At 74.1% G+C, this 20,374-nt stretch carries 16 protein-coding genes and 2 tRNA genes; 13 read left to right on the top strand and 5 right to left on the bottom strand.

Annotated elements, in window-relative coordinates; all coding sequences use genetic code 11:
• Positions 1-32 precede the first annotated feature (32 nt).
• Positions 33-1,397: an SLC13 family permease gene (locus tag ACETWP_RS05860; RefSeq protein ID WP_373971275.1), complete on the bottom strand. Its 1,365-nt coding sequence runs from the start codon at positions 1,395-1,397 to the stop codon at positions 33-35.
• 143 nt (positions 1,398-1,540) lie between these two features.
• On the opposite strand from ACETWP_RS05860, the gene ACETWP_RS05855 reads away from it, so the two are divergent.
• Positions 1,541-2,254: a FadR/GntR family transcriptional regulator gene (locus ACETWP_RS05855; RefSeq protein WP_373971274.1), complete on the top strand. Its 714-nt coding sequence runs from the start codon at positions 1,541-1,543 to the stop codon at positions 2,252-2,254.
• A gap of 106 nt (positions 2,255-2,360) precedes the next feature.
• Here the strand turns inward: ACETWP_RS05855 and ACETWP_RS05850 are convergent, their stop codons facing one another.
• Positions 2,361-3,551, bottom strand: coding sequence for an amidohydrolase (locus ACETWP_RS05850; protein ID WP_373971273.1), 1,191 nt, complete (start codon positions 3,549-3,551; stop codon positions 2,361-2,363).
• Between the two features lie 113 nt (positions 3,552-3,664).
• Positions 3,665-4,906 (bottom strand): MFS transporter, encoded by a 1,242-nt coding sequence (locus tag ACETWP_RS05845; protein WP_373971272.1) that lies wholly within the window; start codon positions 4,904-4,906, stop codon positions 3,665-3,667.
• A 169-nt stretch (positions 4,907-5,075) separates the two neighbouring features.
• On the opposite strand from ACETWP_RS05845, the gene ACETWP_RS05840 reads away from it, so the two are divergent.
• On the top strand, positions 5,076-5,534 hold the full coding sequence (locus tag ACETWP_RS05840; RefSeq protein ID WP_373971271.1) for a MarR family winged helix-turn-helix transcriptional regulator: 459 nt from the start codon (positions 5,076-5,078) through the stop codon (positions 5,532-5,534).
• 17 nt (positions 5,535-5,551) lie between these two features.
• Here the strand turns inward: ACETWP_RS05840 and ACETWP_RS05835 are convergent, their stop codons facing one another.
• Positions 5,552-5,980 (bottom strand): hypothetical protein, encoded by a 429-nt coding sequence (locus ACETWP_RS05835; RefSeq protein WP_373971270.1) that lies wholly within the window; start codon positions 5,978-5,980, stop codon positions 5,552-5,554.
• 123 nt (positions 5,981-6,103) lie between these two features.
• Between ACETWP_RS05835 and ACETWP_RS05830 the strand changes: the two genes are divergently transcribed.
• The 10 genes from ACETWP_RS05830 (at position 6,104) to ACETWP_RS05785 (ending at position 19,175) form a co-directional block, all read left to right on the top strand.
• The gene (locus ACETWP_RS05830) at positions 6,104-6,736 is read left to right on the top strand and encodes an MOSC domain-containing protein (protein ID WP_373971269.1); all 633 of its coding nucleotides are present in this window, start codon (positions 6,104-6,106) and stop codon (positions 6,734-6,736) included.
• A gap of 350 nt (positions 6,737-7,086) precedes the next feature.
• On the top strand, positions 7,087-9,030 hold the full coding sequence (locus tag ACETWP_RS05825; protein WP_373971268.1) for a DEAD/DEAH box helicase: 1,944 nt from the start codon (positions 7,087-7,089) through the stop codon (positions 9,028-9,030).
• Positions 9,031-9,322: 292 nt separating this feature from the next.
• Positions 9,323-10,594 (top strand): glycosyltransferase family protein, encoded by a 1,272-nt coding sequence (locus ACETWP_RS05820; RefSeq protein ID WP_373971267.1) that lies wholly within the window; start codon positions 9,323-9,325, stop codon positions 10,592-10,594.
• Positions 10,581-13,184 (top strand): glycosyltransferase, encoded by a 2,604-nt coding sequence (locus tag ACETWP_RS05815; protein WP_373971266.1) that lies wholly within the window; start codon positions 10,581-10,583, stop codon positions 13,182-13,184. The genes ACETWP_RS05820 and ACETWP_RS05815 overlap by 14 nt, the downstream gene beginning before the upstream one ends.
• Positions 13,181-15,028 carry an ABC transporter ATP-binding protein gene (locus ACETWP_RS05810; RefSeq protein WP_373971265.1) on the top strand — a complete coding sequence of 616 codons (1,848 nt, stop codon included), beginning with the start codon at positions 13,181-13,183 and terminating at the stop codon, positions 15,026-15,028. The genes ACETWP_RS05815 and ACETWP_RS05810 overlap by 4 nt, the downstream gene beginning before the upstream one ends.
• The gene (locus ACETWP_RS05805) at positions 15,025-17,346 is read left to right on the top strand and encodes a phosphotransferase (protein WP_373971264.1); all 2,322 of its coding nucleotides are present in this window, start codon (positions 15,025-15,027) and stop codon (positions 17,344-17,346) included. The genes ACETWP_RS05810 and ACETWP_RS05805 overlap by 4 nt, the downstream gene beginning before the upstream one ends.
• A 112-nt stretch (positions 17,347-17,458) precedes the next feature.
• A tRNA-Thr gene (locus ACETWP_RS05800) sits at positions 17,459-17,530 on the top strand.
• A 67-nt stretch (positions 17,531-17,597) separates the two neighbouring features.
• A tRNA-Met gene (locus tag ACETWP_RS05795) sits at positions 17,598-17,674 on the top strand.
• A gap of 92 nt (positions 17,675-17,766) precedes the next feature.
• Positions 17,767-18,771 (top strand): DUF2797 domain-containing protein, encoded by a 1,005-nt coding sequence (locus ACETWP_RS05790; RefSeq protein ID WP_373971263.1) that lies wholly within the window; start codon positions 17,767-17,769, stop codon positions 18,769-18,771.
• A 146-nt stretch (positions 18,772-18,917) separates the two neighbouring features.
• Positions 18,918-19,175, top strand: coding sequence for a hypothetical protein (locus tag ACETWP_RS05785; RefSeq protein ID WP_373971262.1), 258 nt, complete (start codon positions 18,918-18,920; stop codon positions 19,173-19,175).
• Between the two features lie 40 nt (positions 19,176-19,215).
• On the opposite strand, the gene map is transcribed toward ACETWP_RS05785, so the two are convergent.
• Entirely contained in the window at positions 19,216-19,992 is a 777-nt protein-coding gene (map, locus tag ACETWP_RS05780) for a type I methionyl aminopeptidase (RefSeq protein WP_373971261.1), read from the bottom strand.
• A 64-nt stretch (positions 19,993-20,056) separates the two neighbouring features.
• Between map and ACETWP_RS05775 the strand changes: the two genes are divergently transcribed.
• Positions 20,057-20,362: a helix-turn-helix domain-containing protein gene (locus tag ACETWP_RS05775; RefSeq protein ID WP_373971260.1), complete on the top strand. Its 306-nt coding sequence runs from the start codon at positions 20,057-20,059 to the stop codon at positions 20,360-20,362.
• Positions 20,363-20,374: the final 12 nt, after the last annotated feature.

The following is a 20,374-nucleotide window of genomic DNA, read 5'->3' as shown; positions in this document are numbered from 1 at the left end:
GGGGTCGCGGTGGCGGCGGTCGGGGCGGCGGGCTACAGCCAGCCGGGCAGGACGAGGATCAGCCAGGCCAGCAGCGGGCCGGCGACGACGACGATGCCGCCGTAGCCGAGGATCTGCCGGTAGAACCTCTCCTTGTCCGTGCCCTCCGGGGCGTTGGCCAGCACCAGCGCGCCGTTGGTGGAGAACGGGGAGACGTCCACGACCGTCGATGCGATGGCCAGGGCGCAGACGACGCCGATGGCGCTGACGGCGCCCGAGTCCAGGAACGGGATGGCCAGCGGGATGAGGGCCGCGAGGATCGCGGTGGACGAGGCGAACGCCGAGACGACGGCGCCGATGTAGCAGATCATCAGGGCCGCGAGCAGGGGCATGCCCATGGTGGCCACGGCGTCGGAGACGTACTCGATGGTGCCGGCCGCCTCCAGGACGCCGACGAAGGTCAGCATGCCGCAGATCAGCAGGACGGTGGACCAGCTGATCTTGTTGACGGCGCCCTTCTGGGCCTCGGGGGAGATCAGCGCCAGGACCACGGCGATGGTGATGGCGACGAAGCCGACGTCGACCTTGAAGCCCAGGGCGACGACGGCCAGGACGATGAGCCCCAGGACGGTCATGACCTGCGGGAACACCTGCTGGCGCGTCTTGGTGGCGGTCGCGCCGTCGCCGGCGGGGTCGCGCGGCCCGTAGGTTCCGCTGCCGGAGCCCTTGAAGTCGACGTCGCTGGCCTTCGCGCCGACGGACACGTTCATGCGGGCCTCGGCCACGGACTCGACGAAGTGGCCCACGCGGGTGCCCGAGAGCTTCCGGCCGCCCAGGACGAAGAAGAGGACGATGGCGATCGCGAAGTTGAAGAGCAGGCTGCTGAGGAACAGCGCCATGGGGCTGAAGGCGAAGCCGGTGTCCGCGATCAGGCTGTTGACGATGACGCCGTAGACGGCGATGGGGGAGAAGCCGCCTGCCTGCGCGCCGTGGACGATCAGCATGCCCATCATCAGGGGATTGATCTTGTACTTGGCGGCGAAGCCGAGTCCGATGGGGGCCATGATGGCGACGGCGGCCGGGCCGAGGGCGCCCACCGCCGTGATGGCGGCGGTGATCACGAACATCACCCAGGGCACCAGGGCGATCCGGTTGTCGACGAGTCGGACGGCCCGCCGGATCAGCAGGTCGATGGTCCCGTTGTTCTGCGCGATCGCGAAGAGGTAGGTGACACCCACCAGGGTCAGGAAGAGGCCGCCGGGGAACTCCGCGAGGATGTCCGAGGTGTCCATGCCCAGGAAGACGGCCCCCAGGAGGAAGGCCCCGACGAACGCGAGGGCACCCATGTTGATGGGCAGCACTGTCGCAAGCAGGAACATCACCGCCAGGACGATGATGGAGAGAATTGGTGCGGACATGGGGGGGCCCTTCGCGTCGGGGTGGCTGCGGGAATGTGAACCACGTCACTGGTTCAGTGGCCTAGCCTCCTAGACACCTACTGGCTTTGTCAAGACGGTCCCCGGTGTAGATTGGGGGGCACACGGAGGAAGGGAGGGGCGCCATGGCGACACCGGAGAAGCCGCGGCCCACGGGGAAACCCCTGGGGAAGGTGGCCCGCCCGCGGCTGTACGAACAGCTGATGAAACAGATCCTCGGCTACGTCGAGTCGGAGCAGCTGGGGCCCGGCGACCACCTGCCGGCCGAGCGCGAACTGGCCGAGCAGCTCGGCGTCTCGCGGGCCACGCTGGCCCAGGCACTCGTCGCGCTGGAGGTGCTGGGCGTCATCGACGTGCAGCACGGCACCGGGGCCGTGCTGGTCTACCGGCCGAGCGTCGCGGCGGTGCTGCGGAAGCTGCGGGAGCACCAGAACCGGCTCCCCGAGATCGTGGAGGCGCGGAGCACGCTCGAGGTCAAGCTCGCCGCCCTGGCCGCAGCGCGGCGCACCGACGAGGACCTCGCCCGCATCGAGGAAGCGCTGGGCGTCATGGCCGGGGAGATCGCCGCCGGCGAGCGCGGCGCGCGGGGGGACGAGCTCTTCCACGAGGCGATCACCGCCGCGGCGCATTCGGCCGTCCTCGCGCAGCTCATGACGTTCATCGCGGAGATGATCCTCGAGACGCGGCTGGAGTCCCTGGGGCAGCCCGGCCGCCCGGAGGTCTCCCTCGAGTCGCACCGGAAGATCACCCGGGCCATCCGCGACCGCGACGCCGAGGCGGCCGCGGAGGCCATGCAGGCGCACATCGAGCTCGTCTCCGACGTGGCGCTTCTGCGCTAGGCCCCCGCCGGCCCCGATCCCCGGGGGTTCCCCGCTCGGCACCCGCCGGGGAGCGCCCCTACCGGGAAGTGCCTCTATCGGGGAGGGCCTCCACCGGGGAGCCCCCCTACCGGGGAGCGACGACGTGGCGGTCGGCCACGCGCGGCAGGCGCGTCCCGGCGTCGTACTCCATGACCTGGCAGCCCGCGATGAAGACGCGCAGGGCGCGCTGCATCACGTCCAGCGGGTCGCCGGACCAGAGGACCAGGTCCGCGTCCTTGCCCGGCTCGATCGATCCGATCCGGTCGGCCAGCCCCAGGACCTTCGCCGGGTTGATCGTGATGGAGCGCAGCGCCGTCACCGGGTCCAGCCCCTCCTTCACGGCCAGGGTGCACTGGTGGACGAGGAAGTGGATCGGGATGACGGGGTGGTCGGTGATGATCGAGATCTCCACGCCGGCGCGCGCGAGCTTGCCCGGGTTCGCCAGCGAACGCCCGCGCAGCTCGACCTTGGACTTGGTCGTGAAGAGCGGGCCGATGAGCACCGGCACGCCGCGCGCGGCGAGGACGTCGCCGAGCACGTGGGCCTCCGTGCCGTGGTCCAGGACCAGCTCGTACCCGAATTCGTCGGCCAGCCGGAGGGCAGTGGCGATGTCGTCGGCGCGGTGGCAGTGCTGGCGCCAGGGGATCTCCCGGCGCAGCACCATCGCGAGCGCCTCGAGCTTGGGGTCGACGGCGTTCGGATCGGCCTTGGCCATGTAGTTCCTGGCGTCCATGAACGCCTTGCGGATGACCATCGCGGTGCCGAGGCGCGTCGACGGGGTCTGCTTGCGCTCGCCATAGATGCGCTTCGGGTTCTCGCCGAGGGCGGACTTCAGGCCGCTCGGGGACCGCAGGACCATCTCCTCGATGTAGCGCCCGTGGGTGTGGAGCGCCACGGCCAGGCCGCCGACGGGGTTGCCGGAGCCCGGGTTGACGTTGACGGTCGTCACGCCGCCCGCCAGCGCGTCGTCGAACCCGATGTCGAACGGGTCGACCGCGTCGATCGCGCGCACGGCGGCCATGATCGGGTCGGTCATCTCGTTGACGTCGGAGGTGGAGCCGTTCTCGCCCTCGGGATGCATGCCGAGGTGGACATGCGCGTCGATGAAGCCCGGCAGCAGCCACTGGCCGGCGGCGTCCAGGGTCTCCGCGTCCGCGGGCACAACGACGTCGGGTCCGGCCTCGGCGATCTTCCCGTCGCGGACCAGGACGGTCCCGTCGAAGGGGTCGCCCTCGATGGGGACGACGTGGGCGTTGGTGATGGCGAGGAGACTCATGCGGGACCTTTCGCGGGTGGCTGGGGGTCATTCGACCCTACCGCCGGATCCCCGCGCCTCGTGACCCGGGACACACGCCGGGGTCGCGCGGACGCCGGGATCCGGGACATGCCCTACCGGGCGGCGCGAGGTCCGACGGCATCCAGTCCGGCGGCGGATTCCGGTGCGACGTCGGCGCCCGGCACGCCGGGTGCGCCGGTGGTCCGGTCCGCGCGCGCGGCGGCGAAGGCGGCGGCGGCCAGCACGGCCACGGCGAGTACGGTGAGTCCGGAGCCCGCCCACAGGGGCGAGGTGTAGCCGAGACCCGCGGCGATCGCCGCGCCGCCGATCCAGGCCCCGAGCGCGTTGCCGATGTTGAAGGCGGCGATGTTGGCGCTGGAGGCCAGCGTGGCCGCGCCCGGCGCGTAGTTCATGATGCGCGTCTGCAGGCCCGGGACGGTGCCGAAGCCGAATCCGCCCATGAGGACCAGCAGCACCATCGTGGCCGGCTGGCTCGAGGCCAGCAGGGCGAAGGCCGCCAGCACCACGGCCAGTCCGGCGAGGAGACCGATCAGCGAGGCGTCCAGGCGGCGGTCGGCCGCCTTGCCTCCGGCGATGTTCCCGGCGAACAGGCCGCCGCCGAAGAGCACCAGCAGCCACGGCACGGCGCCGCTGGAGAAGCCGCCGACCTCGGTGAGCGTGTAGGCGATGTAGGTGAAGGCGCCGAACATGCCGCCGAAGCCCAGGACCGTGACGACGAGCGAGAGCCAGACCTGGCCGGAGCGGAAGGCGCGCAGCTCGCCGCGCAGCGACGTGCCGCCCGCGCCGTTGGCGGACGCGGGCACCAGGGCCGCGATGCCGGCGAACGCGAGGATCCCGATGCCCGTGATGGCCCAGAACGTGGCCCGCCAGCCGTAGGCCTGGCCGATGAACGTCCCGAACGGCACGCCGAGGACGTTGGCGAGGGTGAGGCCGGTGAACATGACCGCGATGGCCGCGGAGCGCCGGGCGCGGGGGACCATGTCGGCGGCGACCACGGCGCCGATCCCGAAGAAGGCGCCGTGGCACAGGGAGGCGATGACGCGACCGAGCAGCATGGTCTGGTAGTCCGGCGCGGTGGCGGAGACCAGGTTGCCGGCGACGAAGAGCACCATCAGGCCCAGGAGGACGCGCTTGCGCGGGCGGCGGATGACGGCCGCGGTGAGGGCGATCGCACCCACCGCGACGCCGAGCGCGTAGCCGGAAATCAGCCATCCGGCGGCCGCCTCGTCGACGCGCAGATCGGCGGCGACTTCGGGGAGGAGGCCGGCGATCACGAATTCGGTCAGACCGATTCCGAAACCGCCGATGGCGAGGGCGAGGAGGCCGAGTGGCATGGGGATACCCGTGTTCTTTCGTATACTGGATGAAAAGTGCAGGCGCCGTTATTTGCAACAGCACTTAGTTGCAGACGCTGGATAAATAGTTGCACGCGCGTTGTATTCGCGCAACCGGGCAACGGCAGGCACGCGACCCCGCGCCCGGGGCGCGGGACAGGAGGGGCAGATGGGGATCAGGGACGACGCCGTGGAGGTTCGCGCCCAGGGTTGGCGCACGCTGGCGGCGCTGCACGGGCTGATCGAGGCCGCGCTGGAGCGGGCGCTGCAGTCCGCGGCCGGCCTGTCCGTGGTCGAGTACACGGTGCTGGACGCCCTGGGCCGGCAGGACGGATGGCACATGCGCATGCAGCAGCTGGCCCGGGCCGCCGCCCTCAGCAGCAGCGCCACCACGCGTCTGGTGAACCGGTTGGAGGACCGCGGCCTGCTGGCCCGCATCCTCTGCCTCGACGACCGCCGCGGCGTCTACACGGAGCTCACGCCGGCGGGGCGCGAGCTGCTGGAGGCGACCCGCCCGGCGCACGACGCCGCGTTGGGCGCCGCGCTGGACGAGGCGCGGGCGACGCCGGAGCTCGCGCCGTTGCTCGACGCGCTGCACGCCGCGCCGCTGGCGGAGCGGTCGGTCTAGTCGGTCTAGGGGGGCAGCTAGGGGCGGCGCGTCGGCGGCCGGGTCGCGGCGCGCTCCGCCTTGCGCCGGGCACGGGCCTCGCGCGACTGCTCCTTGAAGTACGTCAGGCTCGGCGGCAGCCAGAGCATCACGACGCCGATCAGCAGCCCGGCGGCCAGGACGGTGAGGCGCGGCCCGCGCGCGAGCAGGGGCAGTCCGCCGATCAGCCCGAACGTCGTGAGGAGGCCCCGCCCGGCCAGCCGCCCGCGGGACAGCTGCCATGCGCCGTAGCCCACCAGCGCGCCGAGCAGCCCGAGCACGACGGCGAGGGCCACCAGCCCCGTCCGGTCGGCTGCCGGGGCGATCTGGGCGTTGCCGATCGACGCGGCGCCGAAGCCCGCGGCGGCGACCGCCAGCGCGGCCCACCACCAGACGGCGGCGCGGAGGGTTCCCGGGAGCTTCTTCACGCGTCCGAGCCTAGCCGAGGCCGCCGCGGAGCCGGGGAAGCGCCAGCGGAGCCGGGGAAACGCTCGGGGACGGCTCCCGTGCCGGGTGGGCGGATCCCGCGCGACCGCTCGTAGGATGGGGCCATGGAATCCACCGCCGGCGCCCTCCTCGCCGTCTGCCGTGTCCACCAGTTGCTGCCGGACCGCGGCCCCGTGGGGGTCACGGCCATCGACAAGCGCCCCGTGCCAGGGCCCGTCAAGGTGGGACGCCTCGGCCTCTACGCCGACGTGCAGGCCTCCCGCGAGCACCACGGCGGTGCGGACCAGGCCGTCTACGCGTACTCGGAGGAGGAGGCCGGGCGCTGGGCGGCCGAGCTCGGGCGGGAGATCGCCCCGGGACTCTTCGGCGAGAACCTCCGCGTGGCCGGCATCGCGACGACCGACGCGGTCGTCGGCGAACGCTGGAGGGTGGGAACCGACGTCGTGCTGGAGGTGACGATGCCGCGCACGCCTTGCTCGACGTTCGCGCGCCGCATGGGCGAGGCGGGCTGGGTGGGGCGCTTCGCCGACCGGGCCGACGTCGGCTGCTACCTGCGCGTCGTGCGCAAGGGGTCGTTGCGCGCCGGGGACCCGATCGAGGTCGTCGACCGGCCGTCCCACGGCGTGACGGTGCGCCGGGTGTTCACGGGGCTGGACCGGGACGACGCCGCGGCGCTGCGGGCCGGGCACGAGGCAGGCGAGTGGGAGCTCCCCGAGAAGGTGCTGCGGCTGGTCTGATCCCGCCCCGGACCGGGTGCGCTCCGGGCGCCGTGAGGCGCCGCGGGGCGCCGCGGGGCCCCTCCGCGGCGCCGCCCCGCGGCCGTGTGCGCAAGCGCACAGCCCCTTCCGACGCACGCGCGGCCGGGATCGGATAGAATGAAGTGTTCGCCGATTTCCGGCTTCCCTCGCATCCTGCCCAATATTTGAGGCAAGAGCTATTCGTGTTTGTGTGCTCGCGCTGCGGGTGGTTTTTCATAGGGGAGCGCCGGACCTTCAGGTGAAGAGTCCGAATGTGCCGCGGATGCCGCTCCCAGGGAGCGGTTGACATCCGCCCCTATGAGTAGAGGTATACACCTATGTCTTCCGACATGCCCGAAAACCAGAACACCAACGCCGGCGAGAACACCGAGACCGCCGAAGAGACCGTCAAGTTCTCCGACCTCGGCATCGACGGACGCGTCCTCGCCGCCCTGAACGACGTCGGCTACGAGAAGCCGTCCCAGATCCAGGCCGCCACCATCCCGCTGCTGCTCGCGGGCCGCGACGTCGTCGGGCTGGCCCAGACCGGCACCGGCAAGACCGCCGCGTTCGCCGTCCCCGCCCTGTCCCGCATGGCGGAGCTGGCCGACCTGAACGGCACCACGCACAACACGCAGATCCTGGTGCTCGCCCCGACCCGCGAGCTTGCCCTGCAGGTCGCCGAGGCGTTCACCTCCTACGCCCGCCACATCGACAACTTCTCCGTCCTCCCGGTGTACGGTGGCTCGCCGTACGGCCCGCAGCTCGCCGGCCTCCGCCGCGGCGCGCAGGTCGTCGTCGGCACCCCCGGCCGCGTCATCGACCACATCAACAAGGGCTCCCTGGACCTCTCCGAGCTGCAGTACGTCGTGCTCGACGAGGCCGACGAGATGCTCCGCATGGGGTTCGCCGAGGACGTCGACCGCATCCTCGAGGCCACCCCGGTCGAGAAGCAGGTGGCCCTGTTCTCCGCGACGATGCCCGGCGCGATCCGCCGCATTTCCAAGCAGTACCTGCGCAACCCGCAGGAGGTCACGGTCAAGTCCACGACCACCACGGGCAAGAACACGCGCCAGCGCTACGTCCAGGTCATGGGCCCGCACAAGCTGGACGCCCTCACGCGCATCCTCGAGGCCGAGCCGTTCGACGGCGTCATCGCCTTCGTGCGCACCAAGGTGGCCACCGAGGACCTGGCCGACAAGCTGAAGTCCCGCGGCTTCCGCGCCGCCGCCATCAACGGCGACATCCCGCAGCAGCAGCGCGAGCGCACCGTCGAGAACCTCCGCGACGGCAAGATCGACATCCTCGTCGCCACCGACGTCGCGGCCCGCGGCCTGGACGTGGAGCGCATCAGCCACGTCGTGAACTTCGACATCCCGAACGACACCGAGTCCTACGTGCACCGCATCGGCCGCACCGGCCGCGCCGGACGCCAGGGCGACGCGATCCTCTTCATGACCCCGCGCGAGAAGTACCTGCTGCGCGCCATCGAGAAGGCCACGCGCCAGCCGGTCGAGCTCATGCACCTGCCGAGCGTCGACTCCGTGAACGACAAGCGCCTGGAGAAGTTCGCCGAGCGCATCACCGAGACCCTGGCCTCCGAGGACCTCACGGTCTTCCGCGGCCTGGTGGAGAAGTACGAGGCGGACCACGGCGTCACCGGCGTAGAGATCGCCGCCGCGCTGGCCCACATGGCCCAGGGTGGACGCCCGCTGCTGATGGAGGACATGCCGCTTCCCCCGGCCAAGCAGGCGCGCATGATGAAGGGCGCCAAGGATGGCCTCGGTTCCCGCGGACCGTCGCGGACGCTGACCGAGGGCAACGCGACGTACCGCATCGCCGTCGGCCGCCGCCAGCGCGTCATGCCGGGCTCGATCGTCGGCGCGCTCGCCAACGAGGGCGGCTTCAGCTCGGCCGACATCGGCGGCATCGACATCCGCGCCGACCACACGCTGGTCGAGCTGCCCGCCGAGCTGTCGCAGGACCAGTGGCAGGCCCTGTCCCGCACCCGGATCGGCGGCGAGCTGATCCGCCTGGAGCTGGACAACGGCCGCACCCCGCGCAGCGAGCGCGACTCGGGCAGCCGCGGCGGCGGCTTCGGCGGGGGACGCGGCGGCAGCGGCGGCGGCGGATTCCGCAAGCGCGAAGAGGGCGGCTACGACCGTGGCGAGCGCTCCGGCGACCGCGGCGGTTTCCGCAAGGACAGCGCCGGCTTCGGCGGGGCGCGCAAGCCCCGCACCTCCTCGCGTGGTTTCGACGGCGCCAAGAGCGGCAACAACAACCGCGACTACTAGCCGGACGGGACGCCCCGGCCGCCGCACGCAGCGGCCGCGGCGCCCCCACCCCGAGCCGAGCGGCCCGGCCGGACACCGATTCCAGGTGTCCGGCCGGGCCGTTTTCGCGTCACCGGCAGCCGCGGATGAGAGCCGTCTCATCCGCGCTTCATCGGGGGCTCATGTTGCGTGTGCATGCTCGCTGTCATGCTTCCCGCAGCAGGGAGGCCGGCTCGCGCGGCAACCGCCCGCGGGCGGCGCGCGAAAGGACGGCCGGACGATGCCAGGAACACCACGGGACAGGGGCCTCCGCGTGGCCCTCTATTCCCACGATTCGGTGGGGCTCGGACACACGCGGCGCAACCTCGCCATCGCCCACGCGCTCAGCACCGCGCTGCCGGCCCTGACCGGCCGGCGCGTGTCGGGGCTGCTCGTCACCGGCGAACGGACGGCGACGAGCTACCCGGCCCCGGAGGGCTGGGACTGGGTCGTGATGCCCGGCATCCACAAGCGGGACGGCCGCTACGCCCCGCGCACCCTGAATGTCGGCATGGACCGCCTGATGGGCGTGCGCTCGTCGGTCGTCGACGGCGTCCTCGGCTCGTTCCGGCCCCACCTCGCCGTCGTGGACCGCCACGCCTTCGGGGTCGACGGCGAGCTCGCGGGGCCGCTGGCCAACCTGCGCCGCGACAACCCCGATTGCCGCCTGGTGCTGGGCCTGCGCGAGGTGCTCGACGCCCCGTGCTCGGCGGCCGCCGAGTGGGGGCGGGTCGGCGTCGAACGCGTGGCGGAGGCGTTCGACGAGCTGTGGGTCTACGGCGACGCCGGCGTCCACGACCCGGTCGCCGGCGGAGAGATCCCGGGCGCCTTGGCGGACCGGGTGAGGTTCACCGGATACCTCTCCGCCGGGCGCCATTGCGCGGAACCCGCGGGGGACATGGCGCGCCCCTACCTGCTGACCATGGCCGGCGGGGGCTCGGACGGCTACGCCATGACGCGGGCGGCCGCCGCGGCCCGCGTCCCGGCCGGGCACCGCCACCTCGTCGTGACGGGTCCGCAGATGCCCGCCGAGCTCCGCGAGAAGGTCCGCGCCGCCGCGGCACCGGGGACCCGCGTCCTGGCATCGGTGCCCGACGGCCTGGCCTACATCCGGTCCGCGGCCGCCGTCGTCGTCATGGGTGGCTACAACACGGTCTGCGAGGTCCTCGGCTCCGCGGCGCCGGCGCTCGTCGTGCCCCGCGTGGCGCCGCGGACCGAGCAACTGATCCGCGGGCGCTCGCTCGAGGCCCGGGGCGCCGTGCGCGTGCTGCACCCGGACCTCCTCTGCGCGGAGGCGATCGGCGACTGGTTCTCCGACGTCGTGCGCGCCGCGCGCCCGGGGGCCGGCCCGCCGACCGCCGGCCCGTCCGCCGGCCCGCCCGCCGGCCAGCTGGCCGCCCGGGGCACCCTTGCCCTCGACGGGCTCTCCGAGCTCGCCGGGCACGCCGCGCGCCTCGTCGGCGCCGCCGCCGCGCCAACATCCGCCCGCTTCCCGGCCCCCGCAGCCGGGCCCCACCGAGAGGAGTACTCCCATGCCGCAGTCTGACACCCGGCGCACCGGCTACGTGCTCAAGGTCTACCCCCGCTTCTCCGAAACGTTCATCGTCACCGAGATCCTCGCGCGGGAGGTCGCGGGGGAGAAGCTGGAGATCTTCGCCCTGCGCCCCAGCACCGACGCGCGGTTCCATCCGGAACTCGCGCGGGTGCAGGCGCCCGTGTCCTACGTCCCGAAGCCGCTGAAGCTCGCCGACGGCTGGGAGGCGGTGGCCGACGCCACCCGCGTTGTCCCCGGCTTCGCGCGGCGCTACGCCGACCTGCTCCCGGAGCTGGCCGGCTACGAGGCCACCGAGGTGCACCAGGCGATCGCGCTCGCCGCGGCGGCCACCCGCTCCGGCCTGACGCACCTGCACGCGCACTTCGGCTCGCTCGCCGGCCGGACGGCCGAGCTCGCCGCCGAGCTGGCCGGGCTCACGTTCTCGGTCACCACCCACGCCAAGGACCTCTTCCACGAGTCGGTGGACGCCGAGCGGCTGGGCAGGACGCTGCGGCGGGCCGCCCACACGGTGGCCATCAGCCGCTTCAACCTCGATCACCTCGCCGCCGCGTACCCGGACCTCGCGGGACGGACGCACCTGCTCTACAACGGCCTCGAGCTCGGCCGGTTCCCGTTCCGGGAGCCGCCCGCGCCCGGATCCCGGCTCAGGATCGCCGCCGTCGGTCGGCTGATCGAAAAGAAGGGTTTCGCCCATCTGCTCGACGCCGTGGCGGCGCTGGGCGCGCGCGGCGTCGCGGCAGACCTGCGGATCGCCGGCGATGGGGAACTCCGCGACGAGCTCGTGGCGCGTTCCGCGCGGCTCGGGCTCCACGACGGGACCCCGCCCGCGGGCAACACCGCGGTGCTGCTCGGCCCGCAGACGCAAGAAGAGATCCGGGCGCTCCTGGGCTGGGCCGACGTCTTCGCGGCGCCGTGCGTGGTCGGCGCCGACGGCAACGCCGATGGGTTGCCCACCGTGCTGCTGGAGGCCATGGCCGTGGGCGTCCCGTGCGTCGCCACGAACGTCACCGGCATCCCGGAGGCCGTCCGCCCTCCCGGGTCCGCCGCTCCGGCCACCGGGATCCTCGTCGAGCCAGGCGACGACGGTGAGCTCATGGACGCGCTCCGGCGCGTCGCGGATCCCGGATTCCCTCGCGCCGAGGTCGCCCGTGCGGCGAGGGCGCTGGTCGAGGACCGCTTCGACTCCGCGCGGCAGGCCCGTGCGCTCGCCGCGCTCGAAGACCGGGCCGGCGCAGTGGGGGCAGAGGCCGGCATCCCGACCGACGCCGCGGACGGCACCACGGACGGCTCCGGGGTGGGGGCCGGGGTCGGCATCCCGACCCACGCGGCCGTCGCGGCCGGGTCCGGAAGCCTCGCGGGTTTGCGCGTCGCGTACGCCTGCGTCGACCCCGGGATCCCCTTCTTCGGGACCAAGGGCGCGTCGGTGCACGTCCAGGAGATCGTGCGCGCCCTCAGGGCCCGCGGCGCGGAGGTCCGGCTGTACTGCACGCGCGCCGGGGACCGCGTGCCCGCGGACCTCGCGGATCTCCCGGTCACCGAGCTTCCGATCCCGCCGGGACCCGCCGCCGTGCGCGAGGAGGCGCAGGCGGGGGCGTCCCGCGCGATGGTCCGGCGGATCGCGGCCGACGGGGCCGACCTCGTCTACGAGCGCTACAGCCTCTTCAGCACCGTGCTCGCCTCCCTCGCGCGGGACCACGCCATCCCCGGGATCCTCGAGGTCAACGCCCCGCTGATCGACGAGCAGCGCACCCACCGCGAGCTACACCGCGAGGATGAGGCCCGGCGGGCGCTGTGGGACCAGGTCGGTGCCGCGGCGCGCACCGTCTGCGTCTCGGCGCCCGTGGCCGATTGGGTGCGCGGCCGGGTGGGTCCCGAGGCCGGATCCCGCGTGGTCGTGGTCGCCAACGGAGTCAACACCGACCGAATCCGGCCGCGGCCGGCCGCGGGAACCGGCGGGAATCCGGAGGTGCCTCCGGAGGTGTCCCCGGCCGTCGTCTTCGTCGGCACGCTGAAGCCCTGGCACGGGGTGGAGGTCCTCGTCGACGCCGTCGCCCGCTCCCGGGGCCACTGGAGGCTGCGGATCGTCGGCGACGGTCCGCTGGCCGGGTCGCTGCGCGACCGCGCCGCGGCCCACGGGCCGCGCGTGCGGGACCGGATCGAGTTCGCCGGCGCGGTCGACCCGGAGCGTGTGGGCGCGCTCCTCGGGGAGGCGACGATCGCGGTGGCGCCCTATCCGGCGGCCTCCGACGCCGACGCCTACTTCTCGCCGCTGAAGATCTACGAGTACCTCGCCGCCGGCCTGCCGGTCGTCGCCAGCCGTGTCGGCCAGGTGCCGGGCATCGTCCGCGACGGGCGCACCGGCGTTCTGGTCGAGCCCTCCGACGCCGCCGACCTGGCCGCGGCACTGGACGCGCTCGCGGACGACCCGGTCCGCCGTGCCCGCCTGGGCGCCGCGGCCCGCGCCGAGGCACTGGCCGAGCACGGCTGGGACCGGGTGCTCGGGCGCGTGCTCGCCGGGCTCCACGAAGCGCTGCCCCCGGCCATGGCCGCGTCCGGCGCCGGCGCCGGGGCGCTGTCGTGAGGCGCCGGGATCCGCGGCGCCCGCCGCGCGCCCCGGGGCCGTTCCGCCGCACGCTCTCGGTGCTGCGCCCGCACCTGCCCGGCAACCGGCGGCTGATGGGCGGCGGCGTCGTGGCGCTGCTCTTCGAGGTCGGCTTCCGGGTGCTCGAGCCCTGGCCGGTCAAGTTCGTCGTCGACGCCGCGTCCCAGAGCCTCGGCGCGAAGCTGGGCACCGGCGTGCCGCCGGCGACGCTGCAGCTGATGCTCGCCTGCGGGGCGGCCGTCGTCGTGATCGTCGGGCTGCGCGCCCTCTCCAACTACCTGGCGACCGTCGCGTTCGCGCTCGCCGGATCCCGGATGGCGACGGCGCTGCGCCAGCGCCTGTTCGCGCACATCCAGTCGCTCTCCGGGGCCTACCACTCGGGATCGCGCACCGGGGACACCGTGCAGCGGCTCGTCGGCGACGTCGGCAAGCTGCAGGAGGTGGCCGTGACCGCGGGGCTGCCCCTGCTGGCGAACGTCCTGACGCTGGTGGCGATGGCCGGCGTGATGTTCTGGCTGGACCCTCTCCTTGCGCTGGTCGTGCTCGCCGCCGCGGCGCTGTACCTGCTGGTCTCGCGCGGCAGCACGGGAAAGATCACCGGCGCCTCGCGGAAGACGCGCCGGGGGGAGGGACAGCTGGCCAACATCGCCAACGAAAGCCTCGGCGCCATGCGCGTGGTCCACGCCTACGGGTTGGAGAGGGAACTGGAGGGCCGGTTCGCCGGGAGCAACGACAGGACGCTGCGCGACGGCGTGCGGGCCAAGCGGCTCTCCGCCGGGCTCGAGCGGAGCACCGACGTGATCGTCGGGCTGGCGACCGCGGTCGTGCTGGTCGGCGGCGGCTGGCGGGTCGTGCAGGGCGGCATGACGCCCGGGGACCTCGTCATCTTCCTGACCTACCTGAAGACCGCGATGAAGCCGCTGCGCGACATGGCCAAGTACACCGGGCGCATCGCCCGCGCCGCCGCCTCCGGCGAGCGCGTCGCGGACCTGCTGGACATCCCGGCGGGCATCCGTGACGCACCCGACGCGCGGCCGCTGGGGCGCGCCATGGGGGACATCGAGCTCAGGGGGGTCAGCGCCGGCTACGGCGGCACCCCGGTCCTGGACCGGATCGACCTGCGGATCCCCGCCGGGCAGAAGGTCGCCGTCGTCGGCCCGTCCGGCGCGGGAAAGTCCACGCTCGCGCTGCTGCTGTCGCGGCTGATCGAGCCGTCGGCCGGCTCGGTGACGCTCGACGGGTTGGACCTGCGCCGCATCACCCTCGCCTCGCTGCGCTCGCAGGTGAGCCTGGTGCCGCAGGAGTCTGTGCTTTTCAGCGGGACCATCCGCGACAACATCCGCTACGGACGGCTCGACGCGACCGAGGAGCAGATCATGGACGCGGCCCGGTCGGCGCAGGCCCACGACTTCATCCACGAGTTCCCGGACGCGTACGACACCGTGCTGGGCGAGCGCGGGGGGACGCTGTCCGGCGGCCAGCGCCAGCGCATCGCGATCGCCCGCGCGATCCTGCGCGACGGCGCCGTCGTCGTGCTGGACGAGGCCACCACGGGGCTGGATCCCGAATCCTCGGCGCTGGTGCTCGCGGCGCTGGCCCGCCTCACCGCGGGCCGCACCACGGTGAGCATCACGCACGACGCGGCGACGGCCCTCGCCGCGGACCGGGTGGTGTGGATCGAGCGCGGGCGGATCGTGCTGGACGGGGCGCCCGCGGAGCTGTTGGCCGGGGCATCCGGCGAGTTCGCGCGGTGGGTGGCCCGGGAGGCGGAGGGCGCCGCGAGCGCCGTCGTGCCGGCCGGGGCCCCGGGAGCGCGGGCATGAGCCGCGGCGAGCGCGGGCGCGGCGTCCTCCTGCCGGCGGTGGGCGTGCTGCTGGGCGCGGCCCCCGGCTCCGCGGACATCCTCGACCGCCTGGGGTGCGGCCACGGCCGCGTCGACCACCTGCGCTACAAGCCCGGGCTGTCGGTGGTGGCGCGGGCCGACGGCGGCTCGGCCCGGTGGGTCGCCGGCTTCGCTCCGGCGGCGCGGGAGAAGGCGGACAAGCTGCGGCTCAAGGACGCGGCGCTGGGCTACGGCCTGCGCGAGGCGCCGGTGCCGGGCGCGCCCGGGCACGTGCTGATGTCCGGACCGCTCGGGCTGGACAACCGGCTGCGGGGTCCGCTGCGGGCCGAGGGACTCCTGGACCATCGGGGGGAACCGGCCGGGACCGTGCTGAACTACAACCCGTGGCGCCGGCTCGTGCTGGGCGGCCCGGAGACCGGGCAGGGCGGACGGGTCTCGAAGACGACGGCGGTTCCGCCCGGCGACCTGCCGGCCCTGTTGGCCGGCCTCGCGGGGGAGGGGGTGCCGGTGCTCGTCCCGCGGCCCGGCCGCGACGCCCGGACCCTCCACTACCCGCGCTACGGGAGCGAAGACCTCGCCTCGGCGTGGGAGCGGGCCGCGGCCGGCGGGAACGGCACCCCCGGGGCGGCGCGGGCCGGCCGGATCCTGGCTGCCCTGCACGCCAGCGGTGCCCGCCCGGGAGGGGTCGTCGAGCCGTGGCGGCCGCTGCTCGGCGTCGCGGCCGGGGTCGCCGACGTCCTGCCCGGCGCCGCCGGGCTCGCCCGGCGGACCGCCGTCGAACTGCTCGACGCCACGGAGCCGGCGGGCCGCGGGTGCGCGGCGGACGTGCCGCTGCACGGGGACTTCTCGGCCGACCAGCTGCTGGTCGGGCCCGATGGGCTGCGCCTCATCGACCTGGACCGCGCCGCCAGGGGACCGGCCGGCTGGGACCTGGGCTGCTTCGCGGCCACCGAGATCCTGGCGGGACGGCACGGCGGCGCGGAGGAGCTGCTGGACGCGTACCTCGCCGCGCGGCCGGCGTCCGGCCGCGTCGACGTCGGACCGTGGACGGGCATCCACCTGATGGCCCGGGCCCTGGAGCCGTTCCGGGACGCGGCGCCCGGATGGGAGGATCTGGTCCTCGCCCGCCTGCGCCTTGCGCGCGCCGCGCTCCGGGAGGGTGCCGGCGGACGCGGTACCGGCGGACGCTTGGCGCGGGCTCACGCCGCCCGGGCGCTGCCGGAACTGCTCGAAGCCGGGGGCGACGGGCTCGGGGGCAACGGGGTCGAGCGCGAAGTGGTGAGCGTCAGGCGCTCCTGGCCGGCGCCCGACGGCACGCTGGTGTTCGAGGCGGTCGACGGCGCGGGCCGGGTCCGCGCCGGCGCGTGGGACGGCCGGGGCGCCACGCTGCTGCCGCACGCCGCCGATCCCCGGCTTCCGGGCCTCTCCGACGAGGGCACCGTGCTGGTCCACCGGCGCGGGAAACGCGCGGTGGTGCGCCGGGACACGGCCGGCGGCACCGACTTCGTCAAGCTGCTGAGGCCGGGCCGCGGCCCGGCCGTGGCGGAGACCTCCCGGAGGCTCGCGGCCATGGCCCTCGAGGCGGGCCTGCTCGCGCCGCGGGTGCTCTCCGCCGGCGGCGACGCGGTCCGCTTCTCGGCCCTGCCGGGGAAGCCCGTCGCCGAGTACGCCGGCGCCGCGTGCTCCATCGCGTCGTCCTCCGGCTGGGAGGCGGCCTGGGAACTGTGGGCCGGGGCCTGGCCCGCGCTGGTCGCCACCGACGCGGACGCCCTGCCGGTGCACGACGCCGGGCGCGAGGCGCAGGTGCTGGGCGGGTGGGCCGGGCAGCTGCTCGCGCACGACCCGCTGGGCCTCACCCCGGCCGGGCGTGCGCGGGTCGACGCACGCCTGGCGGCGGTCGCCGGCGACCTCGAGCGGCTGGCCGCCGACGAACGTCCACTGGTGACGGCGCACCGGGACCTCCACGACAAGCAGCTCCTGTACGACCTCGGAGCGGACCGCCTCGGCATCCTGGACTTCGACACGGCGGCCCGCGCCGACGTGGAGCTGGACCTGGGCAACCTGCTCGCGCACCTGGAGCTGCGGCGGGACCAGGGCGTCCTCTCCGGGTCCGAGCGGGACTCCGCCGCGGCGCGGGTCCTCGGCGTGGCCGCCGGCCTCGGGGCCGACCCCCGCCGGCTGGACGCCTACACGGAGGCGGCGCGGCTGCGCCTCGTCTGCGTCTACGCGTTCCGCCCCGCCTGGCGCGGACTGGCGGAGCGCTGGCTGGCGCGGGGGAGGCGGACGGCCGCGCGGTGAGCCGGGAGGAGCGGCGCCACAGGCCCCCTGAGGGGCCGCTCCGTGGCGCCCGTCACGCCTGGTTTTTCCGATTTCATTCGGCGCGGGAATGCTGGTAAAGTTTTTCTCCGTTGCCCCCCTAGCTCAGTGGTAGAGCGCGTTCTTGGTAAGAACGAGGTCACCGGATCGATTCCGGTGGGGGGCTCTGAATGATCTGGCCCGCGTCGATGTCTCTCTCGGAGAAGATGTAGGCGCGGGCCTCGGTCATTCGTGGCGGTGTAGCTCAGCTGGTTAGAGCGCACGACTCATAATCGTGAGGTCCCGGGATCGAGTCCCGGCACCGCTACCATCCGGCCCCCGCGGCCCGACGGCCCCCGAACGCGACAGCGTCCGGGGGCCTCGTCGTTCCGCCGCAGCCCCCCACGGAGAGGACGCCCACGCATGTCCGAGCAGCCGCACGCGTCGCCGGGGTCCCTGCTGTGCCACGGCATCGCCTGGCCCGCCGCGGACGGTCCTCCCCGGCTGGCACTGCGTGCTGTGGGCGGCGGCGCGGCGACGGGCGGTGCCGTGGGCCGCGGCGCGGCGGGCGGGGCGGCCGACGTCGTGCTGGCTCCGGGCACGCGCCTGGTGTTCGACGTCGTTCCCGGCAAGTGGTGCCTGGGCCACACCGTGGTGCACGGGCGGGACTCCCGCACCTCGCACGCGTGCCCCGGCCGTTCCCCGGCGGAGCGCGGCCACCAGTGCGGGCCCTGCTTCGCCCGCGAGGACACGCGCCACATGCACGACTTCCACCGCTCGGGCATCGCGCCCGAGGGGCTGCGAGCCTACCTCGCGCAGGAGCACTGGCTGTACGTGGCCAGCTTCGCCCATGGCGCCGCGAAGATCGGGACGGCCGCCGCCGGCGGCAAGTGGCGCAGGCTCGCGGAGCAGGGAGCCGTCGCCGGGTCCTACGTCGCCCTGGCCGCGGACGGCCGCGCGGTCCGCGTGCTGGAGGACCTCGTGACCCGGGAACTCCGCCTGGGCCAGTCCGTCCGCTCCGCGGCCAAGGCGGCCGGGTTGGCGGCGGGTCCGGGCGCGGCGCACGACGCCGGGTCGCTCGCCGAGGCGCACGCCGGGCGCGCCGCCTCCGTCCGCCGACTGCTCGACGCCTCGCCCGAGGCCGCGACGGTGCCGTTCCGGCCCGTCGACGAGCGCTGGGATCCGCCCGCTGCGGCCGCGGGGCTGCTCGCCGGATGGGACGCCGGGCGCGTGCGGCCCTACCCGGGGTCGTTGGCGGGCGGGAGCCACGGCTTCACCGTCGACTCGGTGTCGGGACAGGTCCTGGGGGTCCGCCTGCGCGGCAGCGACGAACTCTTCGCCGTGGACGCCGGGGCCCTCAAGGGGCGGCGGCTGACGCGCGGCGGGGGTGCCACGGAGGCGCCCGCCGTCCAGGACGTGCTGTTCTGAGGCACTCTGTTTTGCGGCGCCCTGTTCCGCGGCACCCTGTTTTGCGGCGCCCTGTTCCGGCAGGACGCGCCGTTTCGGGGTGCCCGGACCCGGTGCCCCGCAGGCACGGCGTCGCGCGCCCCCGGCCCGCCCGATAGTCTGGAATCATGATCAGCACGCCGTGGGAAGCCGCCTCCCCGCTCTACAAGAAGCTGGTGGTCGCCTCGATGGCCCTCTCCGCGGTGGGCATCGTCCTGGCGGTCGTCGGGAGCTCGACCGATCGGCCCACGCTGATGTACACCGCCGTGGGCATCATTCTCGCGGGGCTGCTCACGCACATCGCCGGGTTGATGGTCCGGGGGCGCGACGTCCGCGCGTACCGCAAGGACAACCCTCCCGCGCCGCAGCCCCCGCGCCGGAAGTAGCCGTCCGAGCCGGAGGAGGGGTGCGCCTCCCTCCTCGCGGTCACGCCGGCCGCGGCAGGGTGAGGATTTCGGCCCCCTCGTCGGTGATGGCGATGGTGTGCTCGCTGTGAGCCGTCCGGCAGCCCGTCGCGCTGCGGAGCGTCCACCCGTCGGCGTCGGTGACGAGCTCGGCGGTGTCCTCCATGACCCACGGCTCCAGCGCGAGCAGCAGCCCGGGGCGCAGTGCGTATCCCCGGCCCGGTCGTCCGGTGTTGGCAACGTGCGGGTCCTGGTGCATCGTCGATCCGATCCCGTGGCCCCCGAACTCGGTGTTGATCGGGTACCCCGCCTGGCCGAGGACGGATCCGATGGCATGGGAGATGTCGCCGATGCGGGCCCAGGGTCCGGCCGCGGCGATCCCAGCGGCCAAGGCCCGTTCGGTCGCGTCGATCATCGCGACGCTCGCCGGAGGGCGGGATTCGCCCACGATGAAGCTGATGGCGGAGTCCGCGGCGACACCGTCCTTGGAGAGGGCGAGGTCGAGGGTCAGCAGGTCTCCGTCCGCCAGCTCGTGGTCGTGCGGCAATCCGTGGAGCACGGCGTCGTTGACGGCGGTGCAGATGTAGTGGCCGAACGGGCCGCGGCCGAAGGACGGCGCGTAGTCGACGTAGCAGGACCGCGCTCCGGCGTCGGCAATCATGGTGCCGGCCCACCGGTCGATGTCCAAGAGGTTCGTGCCGACCGCGGCACGGGCCTTCAGGGTGTGCAGAATGTCGGCGACCACGGAGCCCGCGACCCGCGCGCGGGCCAGCTCGGTGGAATTCAGGATCTCGATCATGCGGCACCTTTCACGTGGCCAATAATTATCCCGGCCATATTATCCCGGTACTAGAATCGGAACCATGGTCAGGTTGCCGCTCACATCCGCGGAAGTCGAGCGCGGGCAGCGCCTCGGTTCACTGTTGCGACGCGCCAGGGGGGAGCGCCCGATGCTCGACACCGCCCTCGACGCCGGCCTCTCGCCGGAGACCCTCCGAAAGATCGAGACGGGCCGCGTGGCCACCCCCGCCTTCCCGACCATCGCCGCGATCGCCGACGTCCTCGGCCTTTCGCTCGACGCGGTGTGGGCCGAGATCAACCGGCCCGAGCGCGGGGCGGAGCCGCCCGGCCGCTCCGGGCGTCCCGCACGGGAGCGGCTGGCCTCGTAGGTCCGTCCGCCT

Origin of the sequence: Arthrobacter halodurans (assembly GCF_041877255.1) — a bacterium.
Classification (GTDB): domain Bacteria; phylum Actinomycetota; class Actinomycetes; order Actinomycetales; family Micrococcaceae; genus Arthrobacter_N; species Arthrobacter_N halodurans.
Note: the sequence above shows the minus strand (reverse complement) of the source record. Positions and strands in the feature narration are given on the sequence as shown.